25 protein-coding genes and 3 pseudogenes are annotated in these 26,320 nt (G+C 70.7%); 13 read left to right on the top strand and 15 right to left on the bottom strand.

What is annotated here, in order from left to right:
* Positions 1-19: 19 nt before the first annotated feature.
* Positions 20-376 carry a PRC-barrel domain-containing protein gene (locus ACWBNA_RS26455; RefSeq protein ID WP_482707076.1) on the bottom strand — a complete coding sequence of 119 codons (357 nt, stop codon included), beginning with the start codon at positions 374-376 and terminating at the stop codon, positions 20-22.
* 375 nt (positions 377-751) lie between these two features.
* On the opposite strand from ACWBNA_RS26455, the pseudogene ACWBNA_RS26460 reads away from it, so the two are divergent.
* Positions 752-964 (top strand): annotated as a pseudogene (locus ACWBNA_RS26460) (transposase); the annotation flags it as partial.
* 110 nt (positions 965-1,074) lie between these two features.
* Here ACWBNA_RS26460 and ACWBNA_RS26465 read toward each other — a convergent pair.
* Both ACWBNA_RS26465 and ACWBNA_RS26470 read right to left on the bottom strand, forming a co-directional pair.
* On the bottom strand, positions 1,075-1,866 hold the full coding sequence (locus ACWBNA_RS26465; RefSeq protein ID WP_482707007.1) for a hypothetical protein: 792 nt from the start codon (positions 1,864-1,866) through the stop codon (positions 1,075-1,077).
* The gene (locus ACWBNA_RS26470) at positions 1,863-2,498 is read right to left on the bottom strand and encodes an ABC transporter ATP-binding protein (RefSeq protein WP_482707008.1); all 636 of its coding nucleotides are present in this window, start codon (positions 2,496-2,498) and stop codon (positions 1,863-1,865) included. Before ACWBNA_RS26470 ends, ACWBNA_RS26465 begins: the two co-directional genes overlap by 4 nt.
* Positions 2,499-2,822: 324 nt before the next feature.
* On the opposite strand from ACWBNA_RS26470, the gene ACWBNA_RS26475 reads away from it, so the two are divergent.
* A complete protein-coding gene (locus ACWBNA_RS26475) occupies positions 2,823-4,034 on the top strand; it encodes a flavin-containing monooxygenase (protein WP_482707009.1) in 1,212 nt (403 codons plus the stop codon).
* On the opposite strand, the pseudogene ACWBNA_RS26480 reads toward ACWBNA_RS26475, so the two are convergent.
* Positions 4,028-4,276, bottom strand: a pseudogene (locus tag ACWBNA_RS26480) (transposase); the annotation flags it as partial. The gene ACWBNA_RS26475 and the pseudogene ACWBNA_RS26480 sit on opposite strands and share 7 nt — an antisense overlap.
* Here ACWBNA_RS26480 and ACWBNA_RS26485 point away from each other — a divergent pair.
* Both ACWBNA_RS26485 and ACWBNA_RS26490 read left to right on the top strand, forming a co-directional pair.
* Positions 4,274-5,202 (top strand): annotated as a pseudogene (locus ACWBNA_RS26485) (molybdopterin-dependent oxidoreductase); the annotation flags it as partial. The pseudogenes ACWBNA_RS26480 and ACWBNA_RS26485 sit on opposite strands and share 3 nt — an antisense overlap.
* A gap of 273 nt (positions 5,203-5,475) precedes the next feature.
* On the top strand, positions 5,476-6,702 hold the full coding sequence (locus ACWBNA_RS26490) for a lactonase family protein (RefSeq protein ID WP_482707010.1): 1,227 nt from the start codon (positions 5,476-5,478) through the stop codon (positions 6,700-6,702).
* Positions 6,703-7,107: 405 nt separating this feature from the next.
* Here the strand turns inward: ACWBNA_RS26490 and ACWBNA_RS26495 are convergent, their stop codons facing one another.
* Positions 7,108-7,446 (bottom strand): substrate-binding domain-containing protein, encoded by a 339-nt coding sequence (locus ACWBNA_RS26495; RefSeq protein WP_482707011.1) that lies wholly within the window; start codon positions 7,444-7,446, stop codon positions 7,108-7,110.
* Between the two features lie 405 nt (positions 7,447-7,851).
* On the opposite strand from ACWBNA_RS26495, the gene ACWBNA_RS26500 reads away from it, so the two are divergent.
* Complete coding sequence (locus ACWBNA_RS26500; RefSeq protein WP_482707012.1) at positions 7,852-9,207, top strand: DUF1996 domain-containing protein; 1,356 nt, start codon at positions 7,852-7,854, stop codon at positions 9,205-9,207.
* Between the two features lie 245 nt (positions 9,208-9,452).
* The gene (locus ACWBNA_RS26505; RefSeq protein ID WP_482707013.1) at positions 9,453-10,061 is read left to right on the top strand and encodes a hypothetical protein; all 609 of its coding nucleotides are present in this window, start codon (positions 9,453-9,455) and stop codon (positions 10,059-10,061) included.
* A 248-nt stretch (positions 10,062-10,309) separates the two neighbouring features.
* Here ACWBNA_RS26505 and ACWBNA_RS26510 read toward each other — a convergent pair whose 3' ends face one another.
* Positions 10,310-11,275, bottom strand: coding sequence for a pirin family protein (locus ACWBNA_RS26510; protein ID WP_482707014.1), 966 nt, complete (start codon positions 11,273-11,275; stop codon positions 10,310-10,312).
* Positions 11,276-11,422: 147 nt separating this feature from the next.
* On the opposite strand from ACWBNA_RS26510, the gene ACWBNA_RS26515 reads away from it, so the two are divergent.
* Both ACWBNA_RS26515 and ACWBNA_RS26520 read left to right on the top strand, forming a co-directional pair.
* Positions 11,423-11,878, top strand: coding sequence for a MarR family winged helix-turn-helix transcriptional regulator (locus tag ACWBNA_RS26515; RefSeq protein ID WP_482707015.1), 456 nt, complete (start codon positions 11,423-11,425; stop codon positions 11,876-11,878).
* 50 nt (positions 11,879-11,928) lie between these two features.
* Positions 11,929-12,276 (top strand): tetratricopeptide repeat protein, encoded by a 348-nt coding sequence (locus tag ACWBNA_RS26520; protein WP_482707016.1) that lies wholly within the window; start codon positions 11,929-11,931, stop codon positions 12,274-12,276.
* A gap of 107 nt (positions 12,277-12,383) precedes the next feature.
* Here the strand turns inward: ACWBNA_RS26520 and ACWBNA_RS26525 are convergent, their stop codons facing one another.
* A complete protein-coding gene (locus ACWBNA_RS26525) occupies positions 12,384-13,799 on the bottom strand; it encodes a PepSY-associated TM helix domain-containing protein (protein WP_482707018.1) in 1,416 nt (471 codons plus the stop codon).
* Positions 13,800-13,949: 150 nt separating this feature from the next.
* Here ACWBNA_RS26525 and ACWBNA_RS26530 point away from each other — a divergent pair, with 150 nt between their 5' ends.
* On the top strand, positions 13,950-14,597 hold the full coding sequence (locus ACWBNA_RS26530) for a peptide deformylase (RefSeq protein WP_482707019.1): 648 nt from the start codon (positions 13,950-13,952) through the stop codon (positions 14,595-14,597).
* Positions 14,598-14,606: 9 nt separating this feature from the next.
* Here ACWBNA_RS26530 and ACWBNA_RS26535 read toward each other — a convergent pair whose 3' ends face one another.
* Positions 14,607-16,040 (bottom strand): dihydrolipoyl dehydrogenase family protein, encoded by a 1,434-nt coding sequence (locus ACWBNA_RS26535; protein WP_482707020.1) that lies wholly within the window; start codon positions 16,038-16,040, stop codon positions 14,607-14,609.
* A 119-nt stretch (positions 16,041-16,159) separates the two neighbouring features.
* Between ACWBNA_RS26535 and trxA the strand changes: the two genes are divergently transcribed.
* A complete protein-coding gene (trxA, locus tag ACWBNA_RS26540; protein ID WP_383872777.1) occupies positions 16,160-16,546 on the top strand; it encodes a thioredoxin in 387 nt (128 codons plus the stop codon).
* Positions 16,547-16,579: 33 nt separating this feature from the next.
* Here the strand turns inward: trxA and ACWBNA_RS26545 are convergent, their stop codons facing one another.
* The 4 genes from ACWBNA_RS26545 to ACWBNA_RS26560 form a co-directional block, all read right to left on the bottom strand.
* Positions 16,580-18,016: a benzaldehyde dehydrogenase gene (locus ACWBNA_RS26545; RefSeq protein ID WP_482707021.1), complete on the bottom strand. Its 1,437-nt coding sequence runs from the start codon at positions 18,014-18,016 to the stop codon at positions 16,580-16,582.
* A gap of 30 nt (positions 18,017-18,046) precedes the next feature.
* The gene (locus ACWBNA_RS26550; RefSeq protein ID WP_482707022.1) at positions 18,047-19,225 is read right to left on the bottom strand and encodes a 4-hydroxybenzoate 3-monooxygenase; all 1,179 of its coding nucleotides are present in this window, start codon (positions 19,223-19,225) and stop codon (positions 18,047-18,049) included.
* An 18-nt stretch (positions 19,226-19,243) separates the two neighbouring features.
* The gene (locus ACWBNA_RS26555; RefSeq protein WP_482707023.1) at positions 19,244-20,278 is read right to left on the bottom strand and encodes a LacI family DNA-binding transcriptional regulator; all 1,035 of its coding nucleotides are present in this window, start codon (positions 20,276-20,278) and stop codon (positions 19,244-19,246) included.
* A gap of 72 nt (positions 20,279-20,350) precedes the next feature.
* On the bottom strand, positions 20,351-21,019 hold the full coding sequence (locus tag ACWBNA_RS26560; RefSeq protein ID WP_482707024.1) for a TetR/AcrR family transcriptional regulator: 669 nt from the start codon (positions 21,017-21,019) through the stop codon (positions 20,351-20,353).
* A gap of 118 nt (positions 21,020-21,137) precedes the next feature.
* Between ACWBNA_RS26560 and ACWBNA_RS26565 the strand changes: the two genes are divergently transcribed.
* Positions 21,138-21,701: an NAD(P)H-dependent oxidoreductase gene (locus ACWBNA_RS26565; RefSeq protein ID WP_482707025.1), complete on the top strand. Its 564-nt coding sequence runs from the start codon at positions 21,138-21,140 to the stop codon at positions 21,699-21,701.
* A gap of 153 nt (positions 21,702-21,854) precedes the next feature.
* On the opposite strand, the gene ACWBNA_RS26570 is transcribed toward ACWBNA_RS26565, so the two are convergent.
* Positions 21,855-22,760, bottom strand: a complete 906-nt coding sequence (locus tag ACWBNA_RS26570) for a LysR family transcriptional regulator (protein ID WP_482707026.1) — start codon at positions 22,758-22,760, stop codon at positions 21,855-21,857.
* A 112-nt stretch (positions 22,761-22,872) separates the two neighbouring features.
* Between ACWBNA_RS26570 and ACWBNA_RS26575 the strand changes: the two genes are divergently transcribed.
* Entirely contained in the window at positions 22,873-23,091 is a 219-nt protein-coding gene (locus ACWBNA_RS26575; RefSeq protein WP_482707027.1) for a hypothetical protein, read from the top strand.
* On the opposite strand, the gene ACWBNA_RS26580 is transcribed toward ACWBNA_RS26575, so the two are convergent.
* Together ACWBNA_RS26580 and ACWBNA_RS26585 are read right to left on the bottom strand one after the other, a co-directional pair.
* Positions 23,067-23,948, bottom strand: a complete 882-nt coding sequence (locus ACWBNA_RS26580) for an LLM class F420-dependent oxidoreductase (protein ID WP_482707028.1) — start codon at positions 23,946-23,948, stop codon at positions 23,067-23,069. The genes ACWBNA_RS26575 and ACWBNA_RS26580 overlap by 25 nt on opposite strands.
* Positions 23,949-24,043: 95 nt before the next feature.
* A complete protein-coding gene (locus ACWBNA_RS26585) occupies positions 24,044-25,012 on the bottom strand; it encodes a TerC family protein (protein WP_482707029.1) in 969 nt (322 codons plus the stop codon).
* A 247-nt stretch (positions 25,013-25,259) separates the two neighbouring features.
* Between ACWBNA_RS26585 and ACWBNA_RS26590 the strand changes: the two genes are divergently transcribed.
* A complete protein-coding gene (locus tag ACWBNA_RS26590) occupies positions 25,260-26,243 on the top strand; it encodes an alpha/beta hydrolase (protein WP_482707030.1) in 984 nt (327 codons plus the stop codon).
* Positions 26,244-26,320 lie beyond the last annotated feature (77 nt).

Here is a 26,320-nt window from a genome sequence, read left to right on the forward strand (position 1 = left end):
GGGGACGTTGGTGAGGGCATCAGCGGCGGGCGAGGCGACGTTCGCCGCCCGCACCCGTTCGGTAGGCGAGCTCGTAGTGCGCGAAGACTGCCTTCTCGTCCTCAGCCAGCAGTTCACCGTCCGTGCCGATCGAGGGCGCTTCCTTGACCTGCTTCTTGTCGTAGGCGACCTTCAGATAACCGGGACCGACCGTCGCGTCGCCCAGGGGGACGAACACCAGCCGGTGCCGGGTCGGCAGGCCGACCGTCACCGTCGCGAACGCGGGCTGGTCCGTGGCCGTGTCGACATAGACCGCCTCCAGGACGCCGATCTTGTGCCGCTCGTGGTCGACCACGTCGCGGCCTCGCCATTCCCTGATGTCTTCCGCCTCGAACACGGAGCCCCCTCTGTCGCAGGTCAGCTGAAGAGCGCTGTCGTCTTTCTCTCGCTCCTCCCTCCTTACCTGCCTACGGAGCGTCACACCCTGGAGAGCAGCCAACTTTTCAGGTCGGACAGCGGCGAGTACAACCTCGTATCCCTGCCCCCTCCACCGGCGTACGCGTGATGCGCCGCAGCGAATCAGTCTGCGCAGGCGGTCGTCGATGACGCCAAGGACCCGGTTGAACCCGTCGAGCCTTCTGAGCCGGTCCGCGGTCACGGCACGGATCGAGGCCGCCGGGCTCAGACTGCTCGTGAGGTCAAAAACAGTGCCGGACGAGCGGTGGCTCCCGGCTTCAAGGAGGCCGTCGACGACACCGGCCGGGGTTTCACTGAGATCCGCCGGATCGTCTGCACCACCAACGCCACCGAGTCCGTCAACGCCCGGATCCGCCGGGCTGTCAAGGCCCACGGCCACTTCCCGAACGAGCAGGCCGCGCTGAAATGCGTCTTCATGGCGATCATGTCCCACGATCCCACCGGCAAAGGACAAGCCCGCTGGACCAGCCGCTGGAAGACGGCCCTGAACGCGTTCCACATCACCTTCGGCCAGCTCAGCGCGCACGACTCTGACCTCAACAACCCGCTTCGCGCCGTTGATTGGACAGCCCCTGTGTCAGCGACCAGGGCCCGGGAGGAAGACCGTCCTCACCGTGATCAACTGGCCTGGGCTCTCGTCCTGCGGGACCACGGGGAGCGGGAAGGGCGGTGGGTGTGGAGGACGAGCAGCGCCAGGGCGCCGGTCGCTGCGGACCAGGTGAGGGAGAGCAGGCCGTGGGACCAGGGGATGTGTGGGGTGAGGGCTGAGCTCAGCGCCAGCTGGTTCACGCCGTACAGAGGAAGCGCGGATACGCCTGCCACATCCATGAGTGTGTTGAAGACGGGGTTCTGCAGGCCGGTGTCGACCAGGCTGAGCATGATGATGAGGAAGAAGCCCTCCAGCTCGCCGCGGACCAGAGAGCCGAGCAGAAGGCCGATGCCGCCGTAGGCGAGGCCGGCGCCGGCAAGGGCCAGTCCCAGGGGGCCCGCGTGACGTACGGGCAGTGAGCTCCACAGCAGGATCGTGGTGTAGAACGCCAGCAGGGCGGCGGTGAGGGCGACGGCAGCGAGTTTGGCCAGCAGCATCGGAAGCCGGGGGTAGCCGGCCAGCAGCAGACGGCGGTCCATCTGCCTTGACTGAAAGGTCTCCGTGAAGGTGATGAAGCCGGCGACCATGGTGACGGCGCCCAGCGCGCTGGCCACCTGGCCCACCTGGCTGGCCGGGGCGGAGACGGGGGCGCTGATGGCGTCCAGCCGGATGCGCACCACTGCGTCGGAGGTGCACAGGCGTGCCACGGCGATCCAGACCGGGATGAACGCGACCGCCAGAACCAGGGCCAGCCGGTTGCGCAGGTGGCCCAGCAGAGTGCAGCGCAGCAGTTCGGTGAATGCCGCCCAGGAGAGCCTCAACGGTTGGTCTCCTCGAAGTGCAGGCGCCCCTGGCGCAGGTGAGCGATCGCGTCGAAGTGGTGCAGGTCGTGCAGCAGGTGCGAAACCACGATGACCGACCGGCCCTGATCACGCAGATCGGCGGCCAGGGTCCAGAACCGCTGATGGGTGTCCCAGTCGAAGCCCTGGTAGGGCTCGTCCAGGACCAGCAACTGCGGATCGTGCATGAGAGCGATCAGCAGGTTCAGCTTCTGTCGCGTTCCACCACTGAGCTCGCCGACCTGCTGTCGTCGGCAGCCGGTCAGCGCCAGCAGCTCCATCAGCTCGTCGGCGCGCGCCAGCGTCGGCAGCCGGTAGGCCATCTGGAACAACCGCAGATGCTGTCCGACGGTGAACGCATCGTTCAGTACCGCTCGTTGCGGGCAGTACCCCACGGCCCCGGTTCGTGTCACTGTTCCGCGGTCAGGTGCGAGGTGCCCCACGGCGATTTGCAGCAGCGTGCTCTTGCCTGCCCCGTTCTCGCCGACGACTCCCACCAGCGTCCCGGCGGGCACATCGAGGTCGACGTGGCGCAGGACCTGCTTGCCGCCGTATGCCTTGCGGACTGCGCTGATCCGCAGTCGTGGCCGGTGGTGCGCCGTTACTGCCTGCACATGAGCCCCTCGAAAGATCGGATAGGCACTAGCGAGCCGGCCCCGGAGGACAAGCCCGCCACAGTGGCCGGGGCCACGCGGGCTCATGCCTACCGGCTCGTCCGGCGCCTCGCCGATCAACTGCGCCTGGCCCGGACTGCCCGGCCCTGGGCGAACTGATCGCCTGCGCGGGGTGGCGCACTGACACCCGGTCTCAACGAGTCCGCACCGTCGGTGTAACGGCAGCCAGCGCTCTTCTGGTGGCATGTCGGCATCGCCACCCCACAGGCTTTGTACCTTCCCGTTGGGCGTGACGTGAGCCGCGGTCTGCCGTTGTAGGAGGCGATGCCCCCGACACCACAACGAGACCTCAGCGCTCCCACGATCGTCATCGGAGCCGGCCCCCACGGCCTGGCGGCCGCCGCGCTACTGAGCCGCTCCGGAGAGCCGACCGTGATCCTGGAACGGTCGGACCGCGTGGGAGCGAGCTGGGCGCAGCGCTATGACCATCTACGCCTGCACACCACCCCCGGCGCCTCGAGACTCCCCGGTCTGTCTATGCCGCGCCAGGCGGGCCCGTGGGTGAGCCGGGACGAGTATGTGCGATACCTGGAGCGCTACGTCGCCCATCACCGGCTCGACGTCCGGGTGAGCACCCGGGTGCAGCGCATTGAACGGGCCGAGCCCGGTTCGGGAGCACAGTGGCTGGTCCACACCCCCGACGGCCCAGTGCCTACCGGTGCGGTCGTGGTGGCCACGGGCCGCTGCCATAGCTCGAACCTCCCCCAGTGGCCCGGGCGTTCGACCTTCACCGGCACGCTGCTGCACTCGGCCCAGTACCGCTCTCCGGCCCGCTACCGCGGGCAGGACGTCCTGGTGGTCGGCGCCGGTAACAGCGGTACCGAGATCGCGAGTGTCCTGGCCGGGGCCGGAGCGGAACGGGTACGGATCGCAGTCCGTACCCCACCCAACATCCTGCCCCGCTCCAGCGCCCGATGGCATGCAGTCGGCCGACTGACGGAGGCCCTCCCGCTCGCGTGGCGCGACCGCACCTCCCTGCTCACGCAACGTCTCACGGTGCCTGACCTGACCTCGCGGGGACTACCGCGGCCCTGCACGGGCCTGTACACCCGCAATGCCCGCGAAGGTGTCAACCCGGTGCTCGACCACGGCTTCGTGGACGCCGTCCGGTCCGGGCGGGTCGAGCCGGTCGCGGCCGTCCAGGCGTTCGACGGCCCCGACGTGATACTGGCCGACGGCACCCGACTGCGACCCGACACGGTCATCGCAGCCACCGGGTACCGGCCCGACCTGCACGACCTGGTCGGGTCCCTGGGCGTACTCGACGAGGCCGGGCAGCCCCTCGCCGTAGGGGCACAGACCCATCCCGAAGCCGCGCGCTTGTACTTCGCCGGATACACCAATCCCCTCACGGGTGTCCTTCGCCAGGCGGGCATCGAGGCGCGCGCCATCGTCCACGCGTTTCGACGTGAGACGGCGCGGGCACCCCTTCTCACCCCCCGAGGTGGCGACCGCACAGCCGACACGCATCACTGACTTCCTCGGGTTGTTGTCGGCTGCTGGGTGAGGGTCAGTCTGGTGCCGGCCAGGCAGCCGTCGATGAGGTCGGGCTGGAGCTGGATATGACGTAAGCCTCGGCGAAGGGTGCGTTCGAGGTGCTCGTCGTCGGTGAAGGCGGTGTTGGCCAGCGGCCCGCGCCGTAACAGCGACCAGACACCCTCGACCGGATTCAAGTCCGGTGCATAGCAGGGAAGTTGGATGATGGCGAGCCAGTCCTGTGGTCGGTCCTGCCGCGGCTGTTCACCCTGCCGCCCGTGCGCTCCCTCGCACACCCGCTGGAGCGGATCTCGCTGCTTCTGCTCGTCGGGGGCGCGCTGTTCGAGTTCACCACGGGCGTGCTGAACGTCCAGCTCGACTACCTCTTCCCCGGCTCCTTCTATCCGCTGCACTTCTACGGCGCCTGGGTGTTCTTCGCGGCGTTCGTGACGCACGCGGTGCTGCGGGTGCCGGCCGCGGTAGGCAATCTGCGCCACCTGCACGACGAGGAGGGCGGGCTGGTGTCCCCGAACCCCGCCCCGCCCACCGTCTCGCGCCGCGGCGCCCTCGCCTTCGTCGGCGGCGGCTCCCTGCTCCTGCTGGCCACGACGGCGGGCCGGAGCTTCGACGGACCGCTGCGGGCAACGGCACTGCTCGCGCCGCACGGCGGCCCGAACCGGGTTCGGGACCCCGTGGCTTCCAGATCAACAAGACGGCCGCGTCGCGCGGGATCAGCATGACGGAGACGAGTGACGAGGCGTGGCGGCTGGTCGTCGAGGGGCAGGGACGGACGGTCCGGGTGAGCCGGGCAGAGCTGCTGCAACTCCCCCTGCACAGCGCGGCGTTGCCCATCGCGTGCGTGGAGGGCTGGTCCACGTCCGACCAGTGGTGGCGGGGCGTACGCCTGCGGGATCTGGCGGCGCTCGTCGGGTACGAGACCGGCGCGGCGCCCGACGTACTGGTGGAGTCGCTCCAGCGGCGCGGGGCGTTCCGCCAAGCCGCCCTGCGCGACAACCAGGTGCGCGACCCGCGTTCCCTGCTCGCCCTGTTCGTCAACGGCGAGCCCCTCACCGCGGACCACGGCTACCCGGCGCGGATCATCGTCCCGGCGGCGCCCGGTGTGCTCAACACCAAGTGGGTGGCACGGATGACCTTCGGAGAGCTGTGATGCGACGACATGTGACGCGACGGCTCGTGGCGCGCCCGCACGTAGGCAGCCCGCTTCAACTCCTGCTTCTCGCCTGTTCGTTCGCGCTGGCGGGGTACGCGGGTGTGCGAGTGCTCGCGGACGACTGGCTGTCGGCAGAAGCAACTTCATACGAGAAACTTCTTACGAGAAGCTGACGCGGGACCGAAACATCTTCATCCCACCCGCCCCACAGGCAACTCTGGCTCCGCACGTCACCGACCGGCGGTGGCGGCGAGGCATGAGGAGTCAGGCGTGAGCAGGCATACCAGGCGTAGGTCGAAGTCGCAGGTCCGGATGACCATCGCCGGGGCCGGCGTCCTCGCGTCGGCGGCGGTCGCGACCACGGTGGCCATCGCCTCGGCGGGGGAAGTCCCCCGCGCACGCGAAGGGGCGACGACGAAGAGTGCCAAGGCGGGAGCCGACCACGCCGTCTTCGTACAGGGCAACGAGCTCGCCAAAAACACCATCCACGTCTTCAAGCGCGGCGAGGACGGCAAGCTGACCGCCTCGGGCACCTACGCCACAGGCGGCAAGGGCGGGGACCAGGTCGACGCGCCCACCGACTCCCTCGCCTCCCAGGGCTCACTCGTCTACGACCGCGGCTCGCATCTGCTGCTGGCAGTCAACGCGGGCAGCGGCACGGTGACCTCGTTCCGGGTCGAGGGACAGAAACTGACGGACCGGCGGGTGGTGCATTCGGGCGGGGACTTCCCCTCGTCCATCGCTGTGTCCGGCAACCTCGCCTACGTCATGAACGCGGGAGGCGCGGGCAGTGTCCAGGGTTTCAAGATCACGGCCAACGGACTCAAGCCGCTGGGCGGTTCATATCGCTCCCTGGGGCTGAAGAACGACAAGGTGCCGTTGTTCAGCAGCTCGCCGGGCCAGGTCGCGTTCACTCCGGGCGGCCGTGAGCTGGTCGTCACCACGAAGTCGGCCAACACCATCGAGGTGTTCCCGATGCGACGCGACGGACGGCCCGCACACCGGGCGAAGGTCAACGACTCGGCCGGCGGCGTGCCGTTCGCGATCACCTTCGACAAGGCGGGCCGGATGCTGGTGGCCGAGGCCGAGAAGTCGACGGTCAGTACGTACAAGGTGCTCGCCGACGGCCGCCTCAAGGTCGTCCAGAAGCCCCTGGCCAACGGTCAGAACACGCTGTGCTGGCTGGAGCGCGCCGGTGACTTCTTCTACGGCGGCAACACCGGCAACTCAACCGTCACCGGCTACCGCACCGACCGGCACGGCAGGCTCTCGCTCACCAACGAGGTCGGCATCGCCACCCCGCCGTCGGCGATGTCCCAGGGGGTCATCGACCTGGCGGTGACGCAGGACGAGAAGTTCCTGTACGTGCAGAACGGGACCTCCGGCACCGTCGACGGCTTCCGCATCGGCAGGAACGGCTCCCTCACCAAGGTCACCACGGCCACCGGACTGCCCCCCTTCGCCGAGTCCGGCATGGAGGGCATAGCCGCGGTGTAAAGAAGCTGCCACCGCGGCCCGGCGTCCTGGAGACTCCTCTCCGGGGCGCCGAACCCGTTCCGACGCAGCAAGGAGTGCTCAACGCCGGTCACTGATCCGGCGGACAAACCATGCGGGCCGGATGCGCCCAGCCGACTGGAGCACCAGTTGGGAACAGACCGGTCAGCCCCAGGACACCCGCCCTGCCAGTCGGTCCAAGGTCGTCACCCTCAACGTCGGCGGCGCCACTTGGGACCTGCATCAGGGCGACACCGGGCCTCACCCTCTCCGGTTTCACCAACGCATTGGTGAAACCGGGACTCGACTCCCAGCCCAACATGGCGGGTTGAGCAGCCGATGAGCGCCATACCACTGCCCCAGTGGCCGGCCCGTCGGCCACTCCGTGCCCCCCGGGGCGGGCGCCTCCTAGGCTGAGCCGACCCTCGCCCCCTGACTGCGTTCGACGGCTCGCCCCGTCACCGGCGGAGGTCCGCTGCTGTCCCGTACTACGAGCTCGATGGTGACCTCGGCCTGTGCAGTCTCCGGTTGCTGTCCGGACAGCAGCAGCGGCACCGTGCAAGCGGCGCGCACAATCATGTCGGCGAGCGGAGTGCGCACGGTCGTCAGACGCGGAGTCACCCAGTCCACGAAGGGCAGATCGCCGAAGCCGACCACGCTGACATCGTCCGGAAGGCGCAGTCCGAGCGACGCGGCCGCCCGACTGATGCCCAGCCTCTGATGGTTGCCGTCCGCGAAGACCGCCATCGTGCGGTCGGCGACGCCAGCAGCTCCAGAGCGTGCCGGTGCGCGAGGCAGTGGGTGAAGTGGTCGTAGCGCACAAGGCGCGGATCACATGCGATCCCGGGCCTCTTCCAGCGCCGAGCCGAGGATGCCGAAGCGGCGCAGCTCCTCATGCCGGGCGGGGGTCAGTTCGGGCGCGGTTCAGTTCTTACGTGTCCATGACGCGCGACGTGAACAGCTGCCCAGCGCCGACCACTCAGATGAGGCTGGGGCATCCGGGCGGCGAGTGATACCCGTCGCCACCGGGCCAGGAACCACGTTGTCAGATCGGGAGTTCTCATGCGAGCAGATCACAGGCGCGGCCGAAGTCGCCGCAACGCCATCTTGGCGGTCACGGCGCTGCTGGCAGGGGGCGGTGGCCTCGTAGCCGTGAACTACGCCGCCAACGCGTCCAACGTCACCGACACCGCTCCTACGACGCGGTCAGCCCAGGCGATCAGCTGTCCGGACGTGAAGGGCAAGCTGCCGGCCGTCCCCCAGCAGGCACAGGCCGAGGTGGACCGGAACCTGCAACTGCTGGACCGCCAGACCGCGGAGGCCAACCAGCGGCTGGTCGACACCCGTGGGCAAGGGGGCCCGAACTTTGTGCAGAACGCGATCCTCGGCCCTCTGACAGACAAGAGGAAGGCGACCATCGACCGGATCGCCATCGCCATCGGGCGGTCGGCCGCCAGGCCCACAGGGCTGGATGCTCTCGCCGTCTGCAACCTCGGCCTCGACGCACCCGGGACCCAGACATCCGGGGCCGGGACCGCCGCGAGCCAGAGCCCCGGCGGCGCCCAGGGCGACGGGGGCAACACCGGACAGCAAGGAAACGGTTCCGGTGCCGCTGGGCAGAGCAACGACGGGCCCACCGCGGCCGACTTCGTGGACATCACCAAGGTGACCCCGAACGTGCCCAAGGTCCGCAGGCAGGCCGGCGCCTCGACCGGAGCCTTCACCTCCCGATGCGGAGTCAACAAGCAGGGACAGCACAACTCGGACAACGACATCGTGGCTCCCGGTGTCAGCAACGGCGCCCACCACGTCCACGACTACGTGGGCAATCGGAAGGTGGACTTCAACTCGACCAACGAGTCCCTGAGCGCCCAGGGCACCTCCTGCACCAACGGCGACCAGTCCGCGTACTACTGGCCCGTCCTGCGGGACACCACCCGTCAGGGTCCCGACGCCAACGCCCTCGGCGGCGGCGCCGAAGGCAACAAGGGAGCCATCCTGGTGCCCGCGACCGTCACGATCACCTACCAGGGCAGCCCCACCGGCAAGGTCGTGGCGATGCCACGCTTCCTGCGGATCATCACCGGTGACGCCAAGGCGTTCACCAACGGGACCAAGAACGCCAACGCCCACTGGAGCTGCACCGGCTTCGAGAACAAGGTCCAGCTCACCGACAAGTACCCGATCTGTCCCAGCGGCAGCAAGGTGGTGCGCAGCTTCGCCTTCCAGAGCTGCTGGGACGGCAGGAGCATCGACAGTGCCGACCACCGCAGCCACGTCGCCTTCGCCGACGCAGGCGGCAACTGCGCAAGCGGCTTCAAGGCCATCCCGCAGCTGACGATGAGGCTCACCTACAAGACCCCTGCGGCACCGAACTTCGCCGTCGACGGCTTCCAGGGACAGCGGCACAACGCCATCACCGACCACAACGACTTCATCAACGTGACGACCGACCAGCTCATGAAGCAGGCGGTCTCCTGCATCAACGCAGGGCGCCGCTGCGGCTGACCCGACCGACCGGGCCGCCACTCCCCCGGCCCCAGGGCCTCAAGCCGTTGACCGGAGACGCCATCGGTCCACATGGCTCATGAAGGTCCTCTGCTCTGGCCTCGCCGCTAGATCGGCGAGGCCGGTGTCGCGTCGGAGGGGAATCACCCCGGCGGACGGTTTCCAGCGTTCCACGGCACCACGCAAGATCTTACGAAGCCCTTACGCAGCCGTCTCAAGTGACGTAACGCGCCTACGATCACAGCGTGTTGACCATCCGAAACATCACGCTCGTCACTGTCGCGCCCCTTGTACTGGCTGCGGCGGGCGCCGCACACCCGCATGGTCTGTCCAGGGCGACGGCCACGGACTGGACACAGTTGCACATCGCGCTGCTGCCGGTCTTCCCGCTGCTTACGCTCGGCCTCCTCGTACCTCTGTGGCACCGCCCCCGACCAGATCTCACGGGCTTCGCCACGGCGGTGGCCTGGACGAGTGCGTTCACGTACGCGGCCTTCTACACCGGTCTCGACGCGGTGGCCGGTATCGCGGCGGGAACCGCGGTCGAGCACGCTGCCGGGACAGCGGACATAGGGCCGATCAAGCACCCGCTCTACGACGCGGGTGAGTCGCTCGGGCAGGTCGGGGCCTACGCCCTCATCGTCGCTGTCGTGGCCACAGCCGTCGCGCTCTTCCCGAAACACGGGGTGCGAGTCGTTCCCGGCACGGTGGTTCTCCTGGTGGCCGGCTGGTCCTTCACAGACAGCCACATCTTCTGGCCCCGCGGCGTATGGACCATGCTCGGTTTCGCACTGGGCTTCGCTCTGCTCGCCGCCGGGACCAGAAGGAGCGAATCCGTTCCGCGCCGCGCCTGAGCGGGACGGGACTTCCTCCCTCACCCAGCCGCACTCGACCGCAACTGACTAGCTGTCAGCAAAGTCAGCATCAGGTCAGCAAGAGTCCTGTCACAGCCGCCCACTGACGGCCACACTCCGGGATCGTCCGCCACGCGGTTTCCGCCCCGCAACCCACTGAGCCACGCTCCCGACAGCGATCGCCGTCGCGAGCCGACACCTGGCCGCCTGCCGCTCACCAGCCGCCAGGGCACAGGCATTTCCGCAGGTCAACGGGTCCTTCCACGTGGCTTCAGCGGCACCGCCGGTAGCTCAGGGGCGGGCAGTGGGCCCCCGTCGTACCCCTTGACCTCCCCGAACCGTGTCCCTTCCATCCAGTCCTGACGGGCCTGTGCGATCTCTTCCTGGGAGCGCCCGATCCAGTTCCAGAACATGATCAGTTCCTCCTCGAACGGCTCACCGCCCAGGAGCATCAGGTCCGCGTCCGACTCGGCGCGCAGCGGGAGTTCGGCGCGGCCACAGCCGAGGTAGAGCATCGAGCCCGGCAGCAACGGCACGCCGTCCACGTGCGCTTCGCCGGACATGGACAGCACGGCGTACTCGAAGTCCGGTTCCAGCGGCAGGCGTACGTCCGTGCCGCGGGTGAGGGCGAGGTCGGCGCCGACGATCGGGGTGTACGTGGTGCCGGGCGAGGTCGCGCCGTCGAGGGTGCCGAGGATGAGCGTGGCCGTCACGCCCGGCGCCGTGACGAGGGGCAGTTCGGCGTGGTGCTCGAAGTGCGGGTCGGTGTGCCGGTGGCCGTCCGGGAGGGCGACCCACAGCTGGGCGCCGTGCAGGAGGGGGGCGTGGGACCGGGGGCTCTCCTCGGAGTGGCTGATCGCCCGGCCGGAGGTCATGAGGCCCAGCTCGCGTGGGCGGATCGTCTGGAGGCTGCCGGTGGAGTCGCGGTGCAGGACCTCGCCCTGGTGCAGCCAGCTCACGGTCTGCAGGCCCATGTGGGGGTGCGGAGGCACCTGCATGCCGGGTTCGTCGGCGATGTCGTCGGGACCGTAGTGATCGACGAAGCACCAGGCGCCGATCATGCGGCGGCCCAGGTTGGGCAGCAGGCGGCGGACTTCGGTGGACTCGCCGAGCTTGACGTGACGAGGGCTGAGGAGTTCCCGGACCGGCTCGGCCACCACGAAGCCGCGGCCGCCGCACAGAGCGGGAACCGCCTCGCGATCAAGATTGCTCATGGCGCTCAACCTAGCTCCGCGGGGGCTCGCGCGTCAGGTCAACCCATCGTCGTTCATTAGTAGCCATGGATATAGTCGCCATGTACTGTATTTGGCACCCGGGGAGCTCGCCGGGTAGCCCGACATCCGAGGGACAGAGGAGCAGTCATGACCACCACCGCACCCACCGTCGACGGCCGCGTGATCGCGCTGGCCCACTACGCCGGACGCGCGGTCCTGGAGAGCGTCCTGGCCGGCTACGGCCTGACGTTCCAGCAGTCGGTGACCCTCAGGCCTGTCGCGGTCACCGACGCCGCCGTCGAACGCGACGGCCTCGTCGCGCAGATCACCGACGCGCTCAAGACCGAGGCGGCGGAGGTGCACGGCGTCGTCGACGAGCTGGCCGCCAAGCGGCTGATCACCGTCGAGGGCACGCAGGTGCTCGTCACGGACGCCGGACGGGACGTGTACGCCGGGACCAGCACCGAGACCGGGAAGATCTCCGCCCGGATCTACGACGGCATCTCCGCGGAGGATCTGGCGACCGCGGGGCGGGTGCTCGCGCTGGTCACCGAGCGGGCGAACGCGGAACTCGCCGCGCCCGCCGGACAGCCCCACAAGTAGTGGAATGTTTGACCATCTTGCGCGGTTGAAAGCCGCGAAGGAGGTCAGCAGTGGAAATGACGTACTACGACCACGGGACGCCGACGGAGCGCTGGGATCGCGCGCGGATGTTCTTCGACGCGAAGGAATACGCCGCCGCGGCGCGTGTCCTGGGCGGGCTGGTCGAGGAGGTGCCGGAGCAGACCGGACCGCGGCTGCTGCTGGCTCGCGCCTACTACCACTCGGCCCAACTGCGGCGCGCGGAGAGCGAGTTGCGCGTGATCGTCGAGCGGGACCCGGTGGAGCACTACGCGCGGCTGATGCTGGGCCGCACCCTGCAGCGACAGGGCCGGCACGCGGAGGCGGAGCCGCACATGCGCCTCGCCTCGGCGCTCGCGGGCGACTTCGAGCAGCTCTGAACCGAATGTCGTCCGGGCCCGGTTCCCTTCTTGGGAGCCGGGCCCGAGCCATGTGTCATGCGGCCGAGCCGCATGCCGTCATGCCGCCGCCGGTGACCGCTGCCCCGCTACGTCGCGTCGGCGCCGCTCGTCGGCGTGCGCCGCCCACGCCGGTGGGCGATCTCGCCGAGCACGACGTCCACGGCGACGAAGGCGGCCAGCGGGATGCCGAGCAGCGGGACGAAGTAGCCGAGCACGGCGATCACCGCCACGCACGGCAGCAAAATCTGCGGCGGCACCTGCTGCCAGGAACCGCGCGGGACGGGCCGGCCGAAGGAGGAGCCGCGGCCGCGCTGCCACCACATGCGGTACCCCAGCACGATCAGCAGGATCAGTGAGAGCGCGAGAAGCATCAGCGCGATCTGGTTGACCAGACCGAACAGGACGCCGGTGTGCAGGTCGATGCCCCAGCGGGTCAGCTTGGCCAGCACCGGGTAGTCGTCGAACCGCAGGACGTCGGTGACCGCACCGGTGGCCGGGTCGATCGCGACCGAGTCCTGCTTCTCGGGCCAGCTGCGCTGCACCTGCCGCACGACGTACGCCGATGAGGCGTCCGCCGGCGGGACGAGCTCGACAGGGTCGCCGAGCCCCTCCGCACGAGCGGCGGCCAGGATCCTGTCGAGGCCCACGCCGTGCTCCGCGTCCCCGGCCGAGGCGGAGGCGCCGTGGCCCGAGTGCTCGCCGGTCGCGGTCGACGTGACCGACGGGGTGGACTGGCCGAGCGAGGTGCGCAGTTCGTCGATGTTCGCTCCGGCGTAGGTCGACCAGGTCAGGCCGGTCGCCGACAGGAAGAGGAAGCCGGCCGCGGCCCACACGCCGACGGTGCCGTGCAGGCCGAGCGTGCGGCGGCGCCCGCTGGTGCCGCGCACCTTGCGCAGGGCGCGGCGGCGGGAGAGCCACAGGACCAGGCCGCCGGCCGCGATGACCCCCAGCCAGCTCGCGGCGAGTTCGCTGTAGAGGCGCCCGTTCTCGCCCAGGTGCAAATCGCGGTGGAACTCGTCGATCCAGGTGCGCAGCGGCAGCGCGCCGGTCGAGCCGTACTGCTCCAGCGCGCCCTGGACCTTGGCGGTGTACGGGTCGACGAACACCGCGAGGGTGTGGTTCGGGTCGACGCCGTCGACGCCGGACAGCAGCACCCTGGTGGTCGCGTCGTCCTCGGGCGAGGGGCGTATCGCGGAGACGGTGCCCCCGGGGTGGGCCTCGCGGGCGGCGGCCACCTGCTCGGAGATCGGCAGCTTGGCGTCGCCGACGGCGGAGACGGTCGTCTCGTCGGCGTAGACGATCTTCTCGGCCTGGAACGCGCCGGCGTACAGGAAGCCGGTGACGGCGGCGACGAACAGGAACGGCGCGACGAACACACCGGCGTAGAAGTGCAGGCGCAGGATCAGTGGGCGCAGCGGGGCCCAGCTGCTGGGGGACGGTGGCGCCGGGGTGGCGGCGGGTTTCGGGGCCTCGTCCGTGGTGGTCGAGGGAGCGGTGGACATCGGCGGGCTTCTCCCGGGGCAGGGGACGTTTCTCGGTCTGTGGCGCTCCAGAAGTCGGGGGATGGAGGCGTTGAGTTCCCGAGGGTGCGTGTGGCGTGCGTCACGCCGGATGGGGAGGGGTGCGCCGAGGTGTCGTGGCATCCTGGCGCGATGGTTTCTTCCCGTGATCGCGCGCCGTTGGCCGAACTGGTCGAGGAACTCCTGGCCGCGGACGGCCCGTTGCCCATCGTCGCCGCGGGCGATCCGGTGCTGCGACGCGGCGCCGAGCGCTTCGACGGACAGCTGGAACCGGCCCTGCTGGCCCGTTTCGTCGAGGCCCTGCGGGTCACGATGCACGCGGCTCCGGGCGTGGGTCTGGCCGCGCCGCAGGTGGGGGTGGGGCTGCGGATCGCGGTCGTCGAGGACCCGGCGCCCGTGCCGGAGGAGGTACGGCTGGTGCGCGGGCGGGTGCCGCAGCCGTTCCGGGTACTGGTCAATCCGTCGTATGAGCCGGTCGGCACCGCCCGCGTCGCGTTCTTCGAGGGCTGCCTGAGCGTGCCGGGCTGGCAGGCGGTGGTGGCGCGGCCCGCCGAGGTGCGGCTGACCTGCGAGGACGAGACGGGCCGCGCGGTGGACGAGGTCTTCGCCGGCTGGCCCGCCCGGATCGTCCAGCACGAGACGGACCACCTCGACGGCACGTTGTACCTCGACCGCGCGGAACCGCGTTCGCTGTCCTCGAACCAGGCGGTCGCGGAGCGGTGGGCGCAGCCGACGCCGAGGGAGGCGGCGGCCTCCCTCGGCTTCGAGCTGCCCCGGTGACCGGGCGGGTCAGTTGTCCCGGTACGCCTCCAACAGCCGCAGCCACACCTCGCTGATCGTCGGATACGACGGCACGGCGTGCCACAGCCTGCTGATCGGCACCTCGCCGGCGACCGCGACGGTCGCCGAGTGGATCAGCTCGCCGACGCCGGGGCCGACGAAGGTGACGCCGAGGAGGATCTCGCGCTCCAGGTCGACGACCATGCGGGCGCGACCCTTGTAGCCGTCGGCGTACAGGCCCGCCCCGGAGACGGAGGCGAGGTCGTAGTCGACCGCGCGGACGCGGTGGCCGGCCTGTTCCGCCTCCGCCAGGGAGAGGCCCACGGCGGCCGCCTCGGGGTCGGTGAAGACGACCTGGGGGACGGCCGCGTGGTCGGCGGTCGCGGCGTGGGCGCCCCAGGGGTCGGATTCCAGGATGGGGACGCCGGAGGCGCGGGCGGCGATGGCGGCGCCGGCGATCCGGGCCTGGTACTTGCCCTGATGGGTGAGCAGGGCGCGGTGGTTGACGTCGCCGACGGCGTACAGCCACTGACTGCCGGTGACGCGCAGGCTGTCGTCGACCTCGAGCCAGGAGCCGGGCTCCAGACCGACGGTGTCCAGGCCGATGTCGTCGGTGCGCGGGGCGCGTCCGGTGGCGAAGAGGATCTCGTCGGCCTCGATACGGTCGCCCGTGTCGGTGACGACCACGACCGTGCCGTTCTCGCGGGTGACGGACTCGACGGAGGTGCCGGTGCGCACGTCGGCGCCGGCCTCGACGAGGGCTTCGGCGACCAGCTCGCCGGCGAAGGGCTCCATGCGGTTCAGCAGGCCCTTGCCGCGGACGAGGACCGTGACCTGCGAGCCGAGGGCCTGCCAGACGGTGGCCATCTCGGTGGCGACCACTCCCCCGCCGACGACGATCAGCCGGCCGGGCGCCGCCTTGGCGCTGGTGGCCTCGCGGCTCGTCCAGGGCCTGACGTCGGCGAGGCCGGGCAGGTCGGGCAGCACGGCGCGGGTGCCGGTGGAGACGGCCACGGCGTGCCGGGCGGTCAGTACCTTCTGCCCGCCGTCGGGGCCGGTGACCGTGACCGTGCGCGGTCCGCTGAGGCGGCCGTGTCCGCGGTAGAGGTCGGCTCCGATGCTGTCGAGCCACTGGATCTGGCCGTCGTCCTTCCAGTGGGAGGTGTAGTAGTCGCGGTGGGCGAGGACCGCGGCCGTGTCGAGGGGGCCCTGCGCCGCCTGGCTCAGGCCGGGTGTGCGGCGGGCGTCGGCGCGGGCGATGACCGGGCGCAGCAGGGCCTTGCTGGGCATGCACGCCCAGTACGAGCATTCGCCGCCGACCAGTTCGCTCTCCACGACCGCGGTGGAGAGGCCGGCCGCACGGGTGCGGTCGGCGACGTTCTCCCCCACGGGCCCGGCACCGAGCACCACGACGTCGTACGCGATGGATTCCGTTTCCGTCATGGGGTCAGTCTGGTGGGTGGTGTGCGCCGAGGCCACATGGGTACGTGCGCGGAATAGGTACCAGGGCCGCCGTGTTGTGCAAACGGCTTCGCCCCCACACCAGGAAGAGGGATCACGCCATGAGCAGCACCGTGGAGCTCACCAAGGAGAACTTCGACGAGACGGTCACGGAGAACGAGTTCGTCCTGATCGACTTCTGGGCGTCCTGGTGCGGTCCGTGCCGTCAGTTCGCGCCGGTCTACGAGAAGGCCGCCGAGGAGAACCCGGATCTGGTGTTCGGCAAGGTGGACACCGAGGCGCAGCCGGAGCTGGCCGCGGCCTTCGGTATCCAGTCGATCCCGACCCTGATGATCGTGCGTGACCAGGTCGCCGTGTTCGCCCAGCCGGGCGCCCTGCCCGAGGCCGCCCTGACGGACGTCATCGGGCAGGCCCGGAAGCTGGACATGGACGAGGTCCGCAAGGCCGTCGAGGACCAGCAGGAGCAGGCCGAGCAGAACGGCCAGTGACGCCCCGCCGAAGGCCCTAGAAGGCCGAAGGCCCTAGAAGGGGTACGGCGCCACGTCCGCGCGCACGGTCGTCCAGCGCACGTCGGTGAAGGCCTCCAGGTTGGCCTCGCCGCCGAAGCGGGCGCCGGTGCCGGACGCGGCGACGCCGCCGAAGGGGGCCACCGCCTCGTCGTTCACGGTCTGGTCGTTGATGTGGACGATGCCAGTGGGAATCCGTTCGGCCAGGTCGAGACCGCGGGCGGCGTCCCGGGTGACGATGCCGAGCGAGAGTCCGTACGGGCCGGTCGCGGCCAGGGCGGCCGCCTCCTCGGGCGTGCTGAAGGACCGTACGGGCGCGACCGGACCGAAGACCTCCTCCGCGTAGGCGGGCGTGCCCTCGTCGACGTCGGCGAGGACCGTCGGCCGGTAGAAGAGGTCCTCGTGCGTGCCGCCCGCGGCCAGCTTGGCGCCCCGGGCCGTGCTCGCCTCCACCAGGCCGTGGATCTTGGTGAGCTGGCCGGAGTCGATGATCGGGCCGAGGTGGACCTGGCCGCGGAACGGGTCGCCGACGGCGAGCGAGTCGGCCTTCGCGGCCAGCCGCTCGACGTACTCGCCGTACAGCGACTCGTGCACCAGGTGGCGGCCGGTGGTCATGCAGATCTGGCCCTGGTGGAAGAAGGAGCCCCAGGCGGCCGTGGAGATCACCGCGTCGAGGTCGGCGTCCTCCAGGACGATCAGGGCCGAGTTGCCGCCGAGTTCCAGGTGGACGCGCTTGAGATGGCGTCCGGCGGCCTCGCCGACGGCCCGGCCGGCCGCGGTCGACCCGGTGAAGGAGATGACCGGCACCCGCGGGTCGGTGACCAGCGCCTGGCCGGCGTCCGCGCCGCCCGGCAGGACGTGGAACAGCCCTTCCGGGAGGCCCGCCTCGGCGAAGACCGCGGCGAGTGACAGCCCGCCGCACACCGCCGTACGCGGGTCGGGCTTCAGGAGGACGGCGTTGCCGAGGGCGAGCGCCGGGGCGACCGAGCGGATGGAGAGGATCAGCGGGGCGTTGAACGGCGAGATCACGCCCACGACCCCGGCCGGAACGCGCCGCGTGTAGGACAGCCGGGCCGCCTCGCTGGGCAGGACCTGCCCGGCCGGGCGGGAGGCGAGGGCGGCGGCCTCGTAGCACTCCTGGGCGGCGACGTGGAGTTCGAAGTCGGCCTTGCCGGGGATGGACCCGGACTCCCGGACCAGCCACTCGCGCAGTTCGTCGGCGTGCGCGGCGAACAGGTCGCCGGCCTTGCGCAGCACGCCCGCGCGGACGAAGTGGGGCACGCGGGCCCACTCGGCCTGGGCGGCGCGGGCCGCCTCGGCGGCGGTCGCGACGTCCTCGGCGGTGGCGAGGGTGACGGTGGCGAGCGTCTCGCCGGTGGCGGGTTCGGTGACGGCGTGTTCTGGTCCTGACAGGGTGCGCGATTGCCAGGTCTTGGGGTCGAGCAACGGCATGACGGCTCTCCGTTCGGTCACCGGAGGGACTCACAGGGTGAGCGGGAGTCCCGAGTAGTTCGCGGCCAGTTCGGCCGCCGCGTGGCGGGATGCGGTGATCCGGCGCAGCCGTGCGAGCTGCATCCGGTCGTCGAACACATCCCCATTTGGTTGAGCATGCAACATCCTAGTCATGTCGTACGAGAACCGGGTCGCCTGCCACACCCTCGCGAGGCACAACTGCGAATAGGCGTCGAGGAGTTGCTCCGATCCCGTGCGGTGCAGCTCGGTGAGGGCACGCGCCAGGACACGGACGTCGGACACCGCGAGGTTGAGGCCCTTGGCGCCGGTCGGCGGGACGATGTGGGCGGCGTCCCCGGCGAGCAGCAGCCGTCCGTGGCGCATCGGCTCGTGGACGAGGCTGCGCATCGGTGTCACCGATTTGGCGGTGACCGGGCCGCGGGCCAGGGTCCAGTCGGCGCCGGTCGCGAAGCGGGCTGCGAGTTCGTCCCAGACGCGTTCATCGGGCCACTCGCCCGGATCGGTCCCGTTCGGGACTTGGAGGTAGAGCCGAGAGACGGCCGGGGAGCGCATGCTGTGCAGGGCGAAGCCGCGCTCGCCGCGGGCGTAGATCAGCTCCTCGCAGGACGGCGGGACGTCGGCGAGGATCCCCAGCCAGGAGTACGGAAAGTCGTGGGCGTACGTCCGGCTCGTCGCCGCCGGGAAGGCGTCGCGGGCGATGCCGTGGGAGCCGTCGCAGCCGACGAGCCAGTCGCAGACCAGCGTCCGTTCGCGGCCCTCGTGCCGGAAGTGCACGACGGGCCGCTCGCTCTCCGGCTTCTCGACCGCCAGCGCCTCCGCCTCGAACAACAGCGGTGGGCCGTCGGCCAGTTGAAGAGCGACGAGGTCCTTCACGATCTCCGTCTGGGCGTAGATCGTGACCGCACGGCCGCCGGTGAGGGAGGGGAAGTCGATGCGGTGGCGTTCGCCCGCGAACCTCAGCTCGATGCCGCGGTGCACCAGCCCCTCGGTGTCGAGACGGTCGGCGGCGCCCGCCTCGCGCAGGGCGTCGACCGTGCCCTGCTCCAGCATTCCGGCGCGCTGGCGCTGTTCGACGTACTCGCGCGTCCTGCTCTCCAGGACCACGCAGTCGATGCCCGCCCGGTGCAGCAGACGGGCCAGGAGCAGTCCGGCCGGACCACCGCCGATGATGCCGACCGTCGTGCGCATGGCCCGCCTCCCTGGGCTTCAGCTGGAGTCGCGGTGGACCACCGAGGCTCCCAGCACCGCGTGCGTCTCGGGCGCGGCGCCGGGGTTGCGCGCCGCGCGGTCGACCAGTTCGGCCAGGTCGCGGCCGGACGGCAGCTCGATGTGGACAGTACTCAGTCTGGGCCGCAACAGCCGTCCGAGCATCAGGTCGTCGGCACCGATCACCGCCGTCTCCTCGGGGATGGCGACGCCCTCGTCCTGCAGGGCGCGCATCAGCAGCATCGCGTACTCGTCGTTGTACGCGAACACGGCGTCCAGGTCGAGCGCGCGCCAGCGGGCGGCGAGCCGCGCTGCGGCGGTCTCCTCGTAGGCGAGGGGCAGCTCGGTGACCGTCGCGTCGGTGCCGTGCAGGGCCCGTCGTACGCCTTCCAGGCGGGGCGTGGAGAAGGCGTCCAGGCCGGGTTCCTCGGGCACGACGACGCCGATGCGGCGCCGGCCGCGGGCGTACAGGTGGGTTCCGGCCGAGTGGCCGACCGCCTCGTGGTCCATGAGCAGGGCGTGGGCGCCCTCGACCGCCTCGGGGCCGAGGGTGACCACGGCCCGGGCGCCGGAGCGCTTGAGGACCGTGACGCCCTTGGGGCCGAGGCCGGTGCCGGGCACCAGTACGGCGACCGGTCGCAGCTCGGCCCAGGCGCGGGCGGCCTCGTCGCCGTGCACGCCGACCGCGCCGAACTGCACGACCGTGTAGTCGAGGCGGCCGAGGGCCCACTGGAGTTCGCTGATGAACTGGCTGTAGAGCGGGCCGACCGGGAAGGCCGGCGCCGGCATCAGCACCATCCGGCTGTGCCCGGCGCGCAGACTGCGGGCCGCCGCGTGCGGCACGTACCCGAGTTCCTTCGCCGCCTCGTGGACGCGGCGGCGGGTGGGCTCACTGATCCGTACGGCGCTGGTGTTGTTGAGGACGTAGGAGACGGTCGCGCGCGACACGCCGGCCAGGCGGGCCACATCGGCGCTCGTGGGCACGGAGCGCGGTACGGCGGACACGGGCGCGGGCGTTTTCGGTATCTGCACCATGACGTACCGCATCTTTGCAGAACCTGTGCGTGAATCTTTCGGGTGGGGGAACTTCGCGGCGAAAAAAGACGCTCAGCGCGACTGTTCGCCCGCGGTGGCCGTCATCCGGTCGACCAGGTCGCACCAGCCGGCCTCCAGGCGCTCCAACGGCATCCCGCACTGCCGGGTCAGGTGATGGATCAGGTCGGGGCTCACATATCCCATCAGCGTGTGGGCGAGGAGCTCGACGTCCGCGTCCGGGACCGCCTGGCGCAGCAGCAGGGCGACATGGCTGCGCAGGACGCGGCGGGGCGGGGCGTTGAACCGGCGTTCCGCGCTCGGTTCGGCCGCCAGTTGCAGGTCGAGTTCGTCGACCGAGCGGCGCAGCAGGGCGCAGCCGAAGGCGCGCAGCCGCTCGGCGGGGGGCGCCCCGGGGCCCAGCGGGGCGGGGCCGCTGAGGAAGGCGGCCTGGAACTTCTTCTCGGAGTGGTCGAGCAGGGCGGTCAGCAGGCCGGTGCGGTCTCCGAAGCGCCGGAACACCGTCCCCTTGCCGACGTTGGCGGCCACGGCCACCGCCTCCATCGTCACGCCGGCCGCGCCGTGCTCCGCCACCAGGCGGGCTGCGGCCTCCAGCAGCCGGGCCCGGTTGCGCGCGGCGTCGGCGCGCAGGCAGGGCTCGTCCTCCAGGGCACCGACCTGCAGCAACTCGGGCTGGGCGACGGGCTCCTGAGGCTGCGGGAACGGGGGCAGGACGGCGGACATGAAAACAGCGTAAAGCATCGGGAACAAAACTGGACCGCGGTCCGGTTAGGGTGCTAGAAAGTTAAACGGACCTCGGTCCGGATCGTGACGGCACTGTTTCAGCACCCAGGAGTTTCGCATGTCTGTTCGTATCCTTGCGCTCGTCGGCAGCCTCCGCGCCGGTTCGACCAACCGCCAGCTCGCCGAGGCGGCCGTCAAGCACGCACCCGAGGGCGCGGACGTGGTGCTGTTCGAGGGACTGGCCGACATCCCCTTCTACAACGAGGACCTCGACGTCGAGGGCAGCGTCCCGGCCGCCGCCGCCACGCTGCGTGAGGCCGCCGGCTCCGCCGACGCCTTCCTGCTCTTCTCCCCCGAGTACAACGGCACCATCCCGGCCGTCCTGAAGAACGCGATCGACTGGCTGTCCCGCCCCTACGGCGCCGGCGCCTTCGGCGGCAAGCCCGTCGCCGTGGTCGGCACCGCCTTCGGCCAGTACGGCGGCGTCTGGGCGCAGGACGAGGCCCGCAAGGCCGTGGGCATCGCCGGCGGCAAGGTGATCGAGGACCTCAAGCTCTCCATCCCCGGCTCCCTGACCCGCTTCGCCGAGACCCACCCGGCCGACGACGCCGAGGTGGCGGCGCAGCTCACCGAGGTCGTGGCCCGTCTGCACGGCCACGCGGGCGAAGCGGTCGCCGCCTGACGGGTCCGGACCCCTCAAGGGGCTGGAACCGCCGTATCACCGCAGGTCCCGAAGGGGGCCGGAGCGCGCACAGCGCTCCGGCCCCCTTCGGCGTTTCCCGCGCGGGCGCTTCCTGGTACGTCACGGTTTCCTGCGCGGGCGCTTCCTCGTACGTCACGCCACCGCCGTGGGCGCCAGCTCCCGCAGCTCCGCCAGCGCGGCCACCACGGCGGGGCGGGTCCGGCCGCCCCGCCGGGTGCAGGTGAGCAGCTTGCGGTGCGGGTTGCCGGTGCAGTGCACCCGGACGATCGGCAGGTGCGGCGTGAGGTGGGCCAGCCGGGGGATCAGCGCGACGCCGAGGCGGTGGGCGACCAGGTGGGCGGTGACGTTCCAGTCCAGCGCGTGATGGACGATGTCCGGCGTGAATCCGGCCTCACCGCACGCCGACAGCACATGCGGACGGCAGGGGCTCTCCGGGACCGGGGCGATCCAGTCCTCGTGCCCCGCCTCCGCGAGGTCGACGCGTCCGCGCCCGGCCAGCGGATGGTCCGCGGGGACGACCAGGTCGAAGGGGTCGTCCAGGAGGGGCTGCTGGTCGAAGCGCGCGTCGCCGAGCGGCGGGTTGTGCGGGGTCGCCTCGACGACCGCCAGATCGGTCTCCCCCTCGAAGAGCAGGTCGAAGCTCTCCGGCACGCCCGCCTCCTGGATGCGGACGGCCAGTCGCGGGTGCCGCTCGCGCAGCCGGACCGTCATCGGGGCCAGCAGCACCGAGACGGCCACCGGAAAGCCGCTCGCCCGCAGGGGCCCGGCGGGCTCGCCGTGGTCGGCCCGGAGGTCGAGTTCGGCCAGTTCCCAGCGGGCCTGGATGGCGTCGGCGTGCGCGAGCAGGCTCTCGGCGGCCGGGGTGAGCCGTACCCCGCGCCCCTGCGGTTCGAGGAGGTCGACGCCCAGATCACGGGCGAGCTGGCGGATCTGCTGGGAGGCGGCGGAGGTCGTGAAGTGCAGGGCGGCCGCCGCGGCGGTGACCGTGCCGTAGTGCGCCACCGCCCGCAGGACATGAAGCCGGCGCAGGTCAATCATGAAGCCCACGCTTCAAGGTCGGCTCCAGAAAGTCAACCTGGACGTGTACGAAGCCTCCGACGCACCCTGGCTGTGTCGCGACGGCCCATCAGACCCGTACGAAGGAGTCCTCATGACCAGCACGACCGGCGCCGTCTGCCCGCACTGCGGTTGGCCCGACGGCGCCGAGCCCTTCCACGTGGTGTCCCGCCACGGCACGGCGGAGGGGAGCACGGTGTGGACCCGCTGCGGCTGCGGTTCGCTGCAGGTCCGGATCGTCGACGGCCGGGGCACGCGGATCGTCTCCCGCAGCCGCCCGGCCGCGGCTCAGTCCAGCTCCGCCAGCCGCTGAACGGCCGGGGCCGCGAAGCGCTCGATCCACTCGGCCGGCTCACTGATGCGCGGCGCCAGGATCACCGTGTCGATGCCGAGACCGGTGTAGCCGGCGATGTCCCGGGTGAAGGCGTCCAGGTCGCCCTCGGTGGCGGGCTCGCCCATGTAGGCGACGGTCCTGCGGATCTCGTCGGGATCGCGGCCCTCGGCCTCGCAGTGGCCACGCAGGACGTCGAGCTTGTGCCGGACCTCTTTCGGCGAGGTGGCGAACAGGTTGCAGGCGTCGCCGTACCGGGCGACCAGGCGAAGGGTCTTCCGCTCGCCACCGCCGCCGATCATGATCTCGGGGTGCGGGCTGCTCACCGGCGCCGGGACGCACAGGGTCTCGGCGAGCCGGTAGTGCTCGCCCTCGAAGGGGCCGTTCGCCTGCGGGTCCCACATCCGCAGACAGATCCGCAGGGTCTCCTCCAACCGCTCGAAGCGCTCCGCGAGCGGCGGGAACGGCACGCCGAGCCCCTCGTGTTCACGGTCGTACCAGGCCGCCCCGATGCCGAGGGTGGCCCGCCCCCCGGACAGCACGTCGAGAGAGGTGACGATCTTGGCCAGCAGTCCGGGGTGGCGGTAGGTCACGCCGGTGACCAGGGCGCCGAGCCGGACCGTGGAGGTGTGGGCCGCGAGGTAGCCCAGCGTCGTGTACGCCTCCAGCATCGGGGCCTCGGCGCCGCCGTTGAACTCCATCTGGAAGTAGTGGTCCATGACCGACAGCCGGCTCACGCCCGCCGCCTCGGCCGCGGCGCCCGTCGCGGCCAGTTCGGGGCCGAGGGCGCTGCCGCCCCCACTGTGCTCGAACCGGTTGATGTGCACGCCCACCCGCATGTCCGCCTCCGCTCACCGCGACCGTCCGGCCCTTCGCCGACACCGTGACGCTAGGTCTTGAAGCGCTCTCGAAGTCAAGCGTGGCGGCGGCGCCGTCAGGCCACCTGTTCGGGCTCGGCGGCCTCCTGCCGCTTCGCGGCCCGCAGGCTGGTCAGCGTGGTGACCGCGAGGACGAGCACGATGAAGCCCAGCGAGAAGGGGATGCCGATCTCCGGGACGTGGACGCCGGACTCGTGCAGCGCGTGCAGGACCAGCTTGACGCCGATGAAGCCGAGGATGATCGACAGGCCGTAGCTGAGGTGGACCAGCTTCCTGAGCAGGCCGCCGATCAGGAAGTACAGCTGCCTGAGGCCCATCAGCGCGAACGCGTTGGCCGTGAACACGATGTACGGGTCCTGGGTGAGGCCGTAGATGGCGGGGATCGAGTCCAGGGCGAACAGCACGTCGGTGGAGCCGATCGCGAGCATCACGACCAGCATCGGTGTCATGACCCGCTTGCCGTTCTCCGTGATGAACAGCTTGGTGTCGTGGTAGCGGTCGGCCACACCGAAGCGCTTCTCCACCGCTTTCAGCAGCTTGTTCTCCTGGTACTCCTCATCGTGCCCTTCCTTACGGGCGTCCTGGATCAGCTTCCAGGCGGTCCAGATCAGGAAGGCCCCGAAGAGGTAGAACACCCACGAGAACGCGGAGATGATCGCCGCGCCGGCCGCGATGAAGCCCGCGCGCAGCACCAGGGCCATGATCACGCCGAACATCAGCACGCGTTGCTGGTACTGGGACGGCACCGCGAACTTTCCCATGATCAGCACGAAGACGAAGAGGTTGTCGACGCTCAGGGACTTCTCGGTGACGTACCCGGCGAAGAACTCACCAGTGGGTTCGCCGCCGCCGAAGAGGAACAGCCCGAACCCGAACAGACAGGCGAGGACGACCCAGACGACGGTCCAGGTGCCCGCCTCTCGGACCGACACGTCATGGGGCTTTCTGCCGATGAAGAAGTCCGCGGCGACCAGCGCGCACAGGGCGGCGACGGTCAGCAGCCAGACGGTGAGAGAGACGTTCACGGGTACTCCTGATGCGTGGGGGGCATCGACAGCGTTGTCAGCGCATCCGGTCCCTTCCACCGACGGAAGATGAAGAACTGGCCATGTCCTGGTAAAGAACGGCAGGTCACACTGGGGCATGGCCGAGAAGCGCGGGCGCTCACCCGCCGTACGGCGGACAGCTTCCGCCGGACGGCGGCGCTCCGGAGACCGGCCGGTGCGCGAATCATGGCGCAACGAAGCGCCGCGCCCCGCGTCAGGAGATCCCATGAGCCACGTCCCGCCCCCGTTCGACCCGGAACTCGCCGCCGCCCTGGAAATGATCAAGGACCTTGTGTCACCCGGTTTCACCCCGGACGAGATCGACGCCGTACGCCAGGGCCCGGGCGTCCAGCTGCTGGCCGAGCCGGACCTGACCATGGACGGCCATTTCAAGGTCGAGGACCGTACGGTGCCAGGGCCCGCGGGTGCTCCCGAGATCTCGCTGCTGATCTGCCGGCCCACCGCTCCTGAGTTGGTTGGTGTGCCGCAGCCCGTCGTGTACCACGTGCACGGTGGCGGCATGATCCTCGGCACCAACCGGTTCGGGGTGGACGGGCCGCTGGCCTGGGCGAAGGAACTGGGCGCGGTCGTGGTGTCGGTGGAGTACCGGCTGGCGCCCGAGCATCCGCACCCGGCGCCGGTCGAGGACGTCTACGCCGGTCTCGTCTGGACGGCCGAGCACGCGGCGGAGATCGGCGGCGACCCGGACCGCATCGTCGTGGCGGGCGCCAGCGCGGGCGGCGGTCTGTCCGCGGCGCTGGCGCTGCTCACGCGGGACCGCAAGGGTCCGCGGCTGATCGGCCAGCTGCTGATGTGCCCGATGCTGGACGACCGCAACGACAGCGTCTCCAGCCACCAGATGGCGGGCCTCGGCGTGTGGGACCGTACGGCGAACGAGACCGGCTGGGGAGCGCTGCTCGGCGAGGCGCGCGGCGGTCCGGACGTGTCCGCGTACGCGGCGCCGGCCCGCGCCGAGGACCTGTCCGGACTGCCGCCGGCCTTCCTCGACGTGGGTTCCGCGGAGACCTTCCGGGACGAGGTCGTCGCCTACGCCTCCCGGCTCTGGCAGGCGGGAGGGGTGGCCGAGCTGCACGTGTGGCCCGGCGGCTTCCACGGCTTCGACGGCTTCGCCCCGCAGGCGGCGCTCTCGCAGACGGCCCGGGCGGCGCAGTCGGCGTGGCTGGGCAGGCTCCTGGGCGGCGACCACTGAGGCACCGACCGGGCCTCCGGACCACACGCCGCAACAGGCTTCGCCCGCAGGCAACACACCCGCTGACCGCCAACGCG

The sequence above is a fragment of the Streptomyces sp. Q2 genome (genome assembly GCF_056820935.1).

What these genes read in the sequence shown, in the direction of transcription:
- ACWBNA_RS26515 (WP_482707015.1), top strand. Translation starts at nt 11,423, where the DNA reads ATGACCACCACCGCACCCACCGTCGACGGCCGCGTGATCGCGCTGGCC.
- ACWBNA_RS26590 (WP_482707030.1), top strand. Translation starts at nt 25,260, where the DNA reads ATGAGCCACGTCCCGCCCCCGTTCGACCCGGAACTCGCCGCCGCCCTG.
- ACWBNA_RS26525 (WP_482707018.1), bottom strand. Translation starts at nt 13,799, where the DNA reads ATGTCCACCGCTCCCTCGACCACCACGGACGAGGCCCCGAAACCCGCC.
- ACWBNA_RS26510 (WP_482707014.1), bottom strand. Translation starts at nt 11,275, where the DNA reads ATGAGCAATCTTGATCGCGAGGCGGTTCCCGCTCTGTGCGGCGGCCGC.
- ACWBNA_RS26550 (WP_482707022.1), bottom strand. Translation starts at nt 19,225, where the DNA reads ATGCGCACGACGGTCGGCATCATCGGCGGTGGTCCGGCCGGACTGCTC.
- ACWBNA_RS26495 (WP_482707011.1), bottom strand. Translation starts at nt 7,446, where the DNA reads ATGGCGGTCTTCGCGGACGGCAACCATCAGAGGCTGGGCATCAGTCGG.
- ACWBNA_RS26545 (WP_482707021.1), bottom strand. Translation starts at nt 18,016, where the DNA reads ATGCCGTTGCTCGACCCCAAGACCTGGCAATCGCGCACCCTGTCAGGA.
- ACWBNA_RS26565 (WP_482707025.1), top strand. Translation starts at nt 21,138, where the DNA reads ATGTCTGTTCGTATCCTTGCGCTCGTCGGCAGCCTCCGCGCCGGTTCG.
- ACWBNA_RS26475 (WP_482707009.1), top strand. Translation starts at nt 2,823, where the DNA reads ATGCCCCCGACACCACAACGAGACCTCAGCGCTCCCACGATCGTCATC.
- ACWBNA_RS26560 (WP_482707024.1), bottom strand. Translation starts at nt 21,019, where the DNA reads ATGTCCGCCGTCCTGCCCCCGTTCCCGCAGCCTCAGGAGCCCGTCGCC.
- ACWBNA_RS26530 (WP_482707019.1), top strand. Translation starts at nt 13,950, where the DNA reads ATGGTTTCTTCCCGTGATCGCGCGCCGTTGGCCGAACTGGTCGAGGAA.
- trxA (WP_383872777.1), top strand. Translation starts at nt 16,160, where the DNA reads ATGAGCAGCACCGTGGAGCTCACCAAGGAGAACTTCGACGAGACGGTC.
- ACWBNA_RS26555 (WP_482707023.1), bottom strand. Translation starts at nt 20,278, where the DNA reads ATGGTGCAGATACCGAAAACGCCCGCGCCCGTGTCCGCCGTACCGCGC.
- ACWBNA_RS26570 (WP_482707026.1), bottom strand. Translation starts at nt 22,760, where the DNA reads ATGATTGACCTGCGCCGGCTTCATGTCCTGCGGGCGGTGGCGCACTAC.
- ACWBNA_RS26535 (WP_482707020.1), bottom strand. Translation starts at nt 16,040, where the DNA reads ATGACGGAAACGGAATCCATCGCGTACGACGTCGTGGTGCTCGGTGCC.
- ACWBNA_RS26580 (WP_482707028.1), bottom strand. Translation starts at nt 23,948, where the DNA reads ATGCGGGTGGGCGTGCACATCAACCGGTTCGAGCACAGTGGGGGCGGC.
- ACWBNA_RS26575 (WP_482707027.1), top strand. Translation starts at nt 22,873, where the DNA reads ATGACCAGCACGACCGGCGCCGTCTGCCCGCACTGCGGTTGGCCCGAC.